This window comes from Allobosea sp. TAB14, assembly GCF_052113865.1.
Lineage (GTDB): Bacteria > Pseudomonadota > Alphaproteobacteria > Rhizobiales > Beijerinckiaceae > Allobosea > Allobosea spartocytisi.
Window position 1 is genome coordinate 1 of record NZ_JBFRDQ010000259.1, and the last position, 5026, is coordinate 5026.

4 protein-coding genes and 1 pseudogene are annotated in these 5026 nt (G+C 66.9%); 3 read left to right on the forward strand and 2 right to left on the reverse strand.

The features are described from left to right. The first annotated feature begins 469 nt into the window (after positions 1 to 469). From AB4Y99_RS25705 to AB4Y99_RS25715, 3 genes are read left to right on the forward strand one after another with little or no spacing between them, the layout of a single operon-like run. Positions 470 to 2014 (forward strand): cation:proton antiporter, encoded by a 1545-nt coding sequence (locus AB4Y99_RS25705; RefSeq protein ID WP_441525322.1) that lies wholly within the window; start codon positions 470 to 472, stop codon positions 2012 to 2014. Then, on the forward strand, positions 2011 to 3249 hold the full coding sequence (locus AB4Y99_RS25710; protein WP_441525323.1) for a flavin monoamine oxidase family protein: 1239 nt from the start codon (positions 2011 to 2013) through the stop codon (positions 3247 to 3249). The genes AB4Y99_RS25705 and AB4Y99_RS25710 overlap by 4 nt, the downstream gene beginning before the upstream one ends. Positions 3250 to 3277: 28 nt before the next feature. Next, positions 3278 to 3508 (forward strand): hypothetical protein, encoded by a 231-nt coding sequence (locus AB4Y99_RS25715; protein ID WP_441525324.1) that lies wholly within the window; start codon positions 3278 to 3280, stop codon positions 3506 to 3508. A gap of 214 nt (positions 3509 to 3722) precedes the next feature. On the opposite strand, the gene AB4Y99_RS25720 is transcribed toward AB4Y99_RS25715, so the two are convergent. Together AB4Y99_RS25720 and AB4Y99_RS25725 are read right to left on the reverse strand one after the other, a co-directional pair. Continuing rightward, positions 3723 to 4442 (reverse strand): hypothetical protein, encoded by a 720-nt coding sequence (locus AB4Y99_RS25720; protein WP_441525325.1) that lies wholly within the window; start codon positions 4440 to 4442, stop codon positions 3723 to 3725. Between the two features lie 296 nt (positions 4443 to 4738). Beyond that, positions 4739 to 5026: pseudogene (locus AB4Y99_RS25725) on the reverse strand (MFS transporter); the annotation flags it as partial.

The window sequence follows — 5026 nt, forward strand, 5'->3', positions numbered from 1 at the left end:
GGGTTGAACCGCGGATAGATCATCAGCACCCGGCAGCGGTCGATCGACATCTCATCTTCCTTGTTCGCGCTTGGTGAGCCGGGGAGGAAGCGRGAGCGGCAAGATCGCGGCGGCCATTCGGGGCACGATCCAGAATGGCTCCGGGCAGTTCCCACCCATAGCACCATTGCTCCAACCGTTCGAGGACGGATAAGCGAGGGTCGGTCGCCCTTATCCGGAGAGAGCAAGGCCGGTGCCGCGGCGTGGCGCGCGCGATTCGCCTTTCAGATCAGAGCGCTGCCCATTCTCGGATGGTTGCGGGGCCACCGGGACAGCTCCAGAAACTGCCGCAAGCGACAAAGCTTGGAGGCGGCAGCGGCTCAGGCACATGTTCGCGCCCTCCGCGCCTGAGGAGCTTGAGATACGACGGCGACGACGCTCCGATCGATCGTGATCGACACCTCCTGAAACGGCGATAAGATCGCAGGGCATGGTCCTGTTCGAGTCGATCCTCGCCATCATGTTCGGGGCTGTCCTTCTCGCAGCGGGGTCGCGGCGGGCCGGTATCCCCTACCCCGTCGTGCTCGCCATCGGCGGGACGGCGCTCGCCTTCATTCCCAATGCGCCGCGCATCACGCTGGATCCGGAGCTCGTGCTCGCCCTGTTCGTCGCGCCGATCCTGCTCGAYGCSGCCTTCGAYASCTCGCCGCGCGAYCTGCGCCGGAACTGGCTGCCGGTGACCAGCCTGGTGTTCATCGCCGTCGGCGTCACGACCGCTGCCGTCGCCCTGGTGGCGCGGTGGTTCGTGCCCGAACTGCCCTGGGGGGCTGCGATCGCGCTGGGAGCGATCGTCGCGCCGCCGGACGCCGTCGCGGCGACGGCGATCCTGCGCAGGGTGCGGCCGCCCCATCGCATCGTTGTGATCCTCGAGGGCGAGAGCCTGCTGAACGATGCGACCGCGCTGCTGATCTACCGCCTGGCGCTGGGAGCCGTCGCGGCCGGCAGTTTCAGCGTGACGAGCGCCTTGCCGGCCTTCGCCCTCGTCACGGTGGGCAGCATCATTCTCGGCGCGCTGCTCGGCTGGGTTTCGGTGCGGCTGCTTGCGCTGTTCGGCGACCCGCCAAGCGCCATCATCCTGCAGTTCATCTCGACCTTCGGCRTCTGGATCCTGGCGGAGCGGCTGCATCTGTCCGGGATCATCACCATCGTCGTCTATGGCATCGTTCTCGCGCGGACGGCACCGGCCCGGACGAGCGCGCGGCTGCGCATCCCCTCCTATGCCGTGTGGGAGACCACGGTCTTCGTGCTCCAGGTCCTTGCCTTCGTGCTGGTCGGCTTGCAGTTGCGGCCGATCCTCGAGGGTTTCGACGCCGCGCAGCGCGTCGAAAATGCCTGGATCGCGTTCGCGGTTCTCGCAACCGTCATCGTGGTCAGGCTGACATGGGTGGCGACCTACAGGACGCTCGCCCTCCTGCGTCCGGGCCGAACCTCCGGCGCGAGCGACAAGGCGGCCTCGCTCCGGAACATCAAGGGCAGCGCCGTCGTCGCCTGGAGCGGCATGCGCGGTATCGTCACGCTCGCCGCCGCCTACGCCCTTCCCGCCGGATTCCCCCATCGGGACATGATCCTGCTCTGCGCCTTCACCGTCGTGGTCGGCACGCTGCTGATCCAGGGGCTGACGCTTGCGCCGCTGCTGCGCTATCTCGCCATCAGCGACGATCATCCGGTCGACCGTGAGTTCGCCCTGGCGCGGAAGGCCGCGCTGGAGGCGGCGATCGGATCGCTCGAAGGCGCGCTTCCGGCGGCTGCGGCGCCGATCCGGCAGGAGTATCGCGACATGCTGGAGCAGACCGGGCGGACCGCGCAGCTCGACACCGACCATAACGCCCTGCGGCGGACGGCGCTCGCGGTTGCGCGCAAGACCGCATTCGATCTGCGGCAGCGCGGCACCATCGGCGACGACGCCTTCCACCGACTCGAGGAGGAACTCGACTGGCTGGAGCTCGGCGCTTCCCCGCGGGAGGGCACTGCATGAAGCCGCTCGATGTCGCGATCGTCGGGGCCGGAGCGGCCGGCGTGGCCGCGGGCCGGCATCTCGTCGCCTCCGGGCTCGAAGTGCTTCTGATCGAGGCGACCGACAGGATCGGCGGGCGGGCGCATACCGCTTTCGGCGACGGCCTGCATTTCGACCTCGGCTGCGGCTGGCTCCATTCGGCGGATCGAAACCCCTGGGCCGCGCTGGCACCGGAGCTCAGCTTCCAGCTCGACCGAACCACGCCGCCATGGGGCGTCCAGTTTCGCGATCTCGGCTTTCCCGCGGCCGACCAGCACGCCGCGCGCGCGGCCTTCGCCCGTTTCGAGCAGCGCCTGCGTGAGGYGCCGCCCGGCAGCGATCGCGCCTCGGATCGTCTCGATGCCCACGACCGCTGGACGCCCTATCTCGAGGCGCTGAGCACCTACATCAATGGCACGGAGCTGGAGCAGCTTTCGATCCGCGATTATCTCGCCTATGCCGATGCCGACAGCGGCGTGAACTGGCGCGTGAGCGAGGGCTATGGCCGCCTCATTGCCGCCGCGGCGAAGGACGTTCCGGTCGCGTTGAGCACGCCGGTCTCGGGGATCGACGCATCGGGACGCGCGTTGAGGCTGACCACCGCCAGAGGCGAGATCGAGGCGGCGCGCGTCATCGTCACCGTCCCGACCGACGTGCTCGCCTCCGGCGGGATACGTCTGCCGCCGCGGGCTTCGGATCACATCGATGCCGCCAGTGCGCTGCCTCTCGGCCTGGCCGACAAGATCATCTTCAAATTGTCCGATTGCGACGGCTTCGAACCGGACACGCAGGTCCTGGGCAATCCGTATGTGGCGCGGACGGCAAGTTACCACCTGAGGCCGTTCGGCCGGCCGCTGATCGAAGGCTTCGTCGGCGGCGCGGCTGCACGCGAGCTCGAAGCCGATGGCGGCGCTTTCGCCGCTTTCGCGCTCGATGAGCTGGCCGGGCTTTTCGGCTCGGGGATCCGGAGCCGGCTGAAGCCGATCGCGCAATCGCGCTGGGGCCGCCAGCCTTTTGCGCGAGGCTCCTACAGCCACGCCTTGCCAGGCCATGCCGAAGCCCGGGCCATTCTCGCCGGGGATGTCGATGGCAGGCTCTTCTTTGCCGGCGAGGCCTGCTCGACGCAGGATTTCTCGACCGCGCATGGCGCCTTTCAAACCGGCCTTGCTGCCGCACGAGCCGTTCTGGCAACGCGGAAGGCTCGTTTGCAGGTCTAGAGACCTGAGGAGCGTTGTCGCGGGTGTCATGCGCTTCGGCCTCACCCCGCCCGGACTTCGTCACGCGCGCGGCGTGGAGCTGGCGATGGCCGGCGCGCACGATGCCGAGGTCATGGCCCAGATCGAGCACGCCACCGACAAGGAGGCCAAAATCTATCGCCGGCAGGCAGAGCGCCGCAGCCTCACAGGCAATGGACGAGCGAAGATCGACAACGTCATCGACCTGCGCGCGAAGCGCCGATCCCAGAACCAAGGGTGAGTTTGTGTTTGTAAACGGCCCTGTAACCGGGCTGCAAACGGGGCCCTCGAAAGAGAGCTAAGTAATGGCGCGCCCGACGAGATATTGATGGGCACTCAGATCATTGGGAAATTTCACGATCACAGCCTTCGTTAGCTGAACGGTGCCGGTCCTCGACAAATTTCGCCCGCTAACCGCGTTCTTACTTGCAACGCGGTATTTCCATGCCTCGACCTCAGCGGAAGGTCAGCGTGCGGAAGTCGATCGCAACCAGAAGCGGTTCGGGGATCTTCCGCATGGCGGCGTCGTAGGAGAAGATCCGGCGCTTGGTGGGCATCTTGATGCCCTGGAAATCACGATAGTCGCTGGTGTAGTTCGCCCCTGTCGCGCCGCCCAGGATGTCGACCGTGTAGTCGTGGCGCCGCATCAGGCCGTCAGGCCCGAAGCGCGTGATCTGGGTCGTGGTATGGCTCGTGATGCTGTCGGGAAACGTCGCCTTCAGGCTGCGCCAGGTCTCGCCGTCCTCATGCCAGGGCTCGATCTCTTCGACCTCGAAGCCCGGATAGGTGTAGAGGAAGGGCAGCGTGAGATAGGTCCACAGGGCTTCGCCCGTGAAGAAACCGGCATGGAACTTGTCCCACGGGGTCTCGAAGGTCTGCCCGGCGAAGGCCGCTGCGGGATTGTCGCGAACCTCGCGTACGGCGCCGTCCCGTCCCTCGATCGACAGGCGCGCGGGCGTGAAGACAAGATGGCTGTCGCCGCCGCCAAAGGGCGTCACGGTCAGACGCTGCAGGCGCGTATCCGCCTCGAAGACCTTGTCGAGGAGGAGGCCAGGCACCTGCTTAGCGTGCCAGATCGCGCCGTCGATCGACAGATCGGTCCTGACGCTGGTGAAGGTGTTCCAGCGATCGAGCCCGCCATGGGCGGCGACGGCGAAGGCGAGAAGGTCGTTCATGGATGTCTCCATCGGTGAGTGGGGAGACGCTGCGCGATGGGCCCTGACGGCTGCTCCGCGTCGTCTGTGATACGAAGATGCTCCTGGGACGGGTGCCGCAGTAGCCGGCGATTCACGCTATGATTTATGCGCTTTGCACATCAGTTCAGGCAGCGGTCGATGGCGGGCGGCAATGGCCGGTCAGCCAAAGCAAAGCCGGGCGTGGCCGGAGCCGCGCCTGGTGCATTCCTTTCCGAGGGACGGCGGCCATTCTGCCGCCGTGTTGCGCAATCGCTTCGGGGCGATCGATCGCTCGCTCAGCTGGCCCGGCTCTGCTGCCGCCAGGCGACGCCGGACAAGACCATCGCGGCCACCACGCACGCTCCGCCTGCGGCCCCGATCCAGATGACGGAGGACAGGCTGATCACGACCGACCCCAGCCCTGCGCCCAGAGCGAAGCCGAGATACATGAAGGAGGCGTTGAGCGAGAGGATCACCGGCGTATTGGCGACACCGGCGACGCCGATCAACCTCGCCTGTTGGGGCGGATAATAGGACCAGCCGCTGACGCCCCATATGGCCACTAGAACCAGCACCACCGGCAG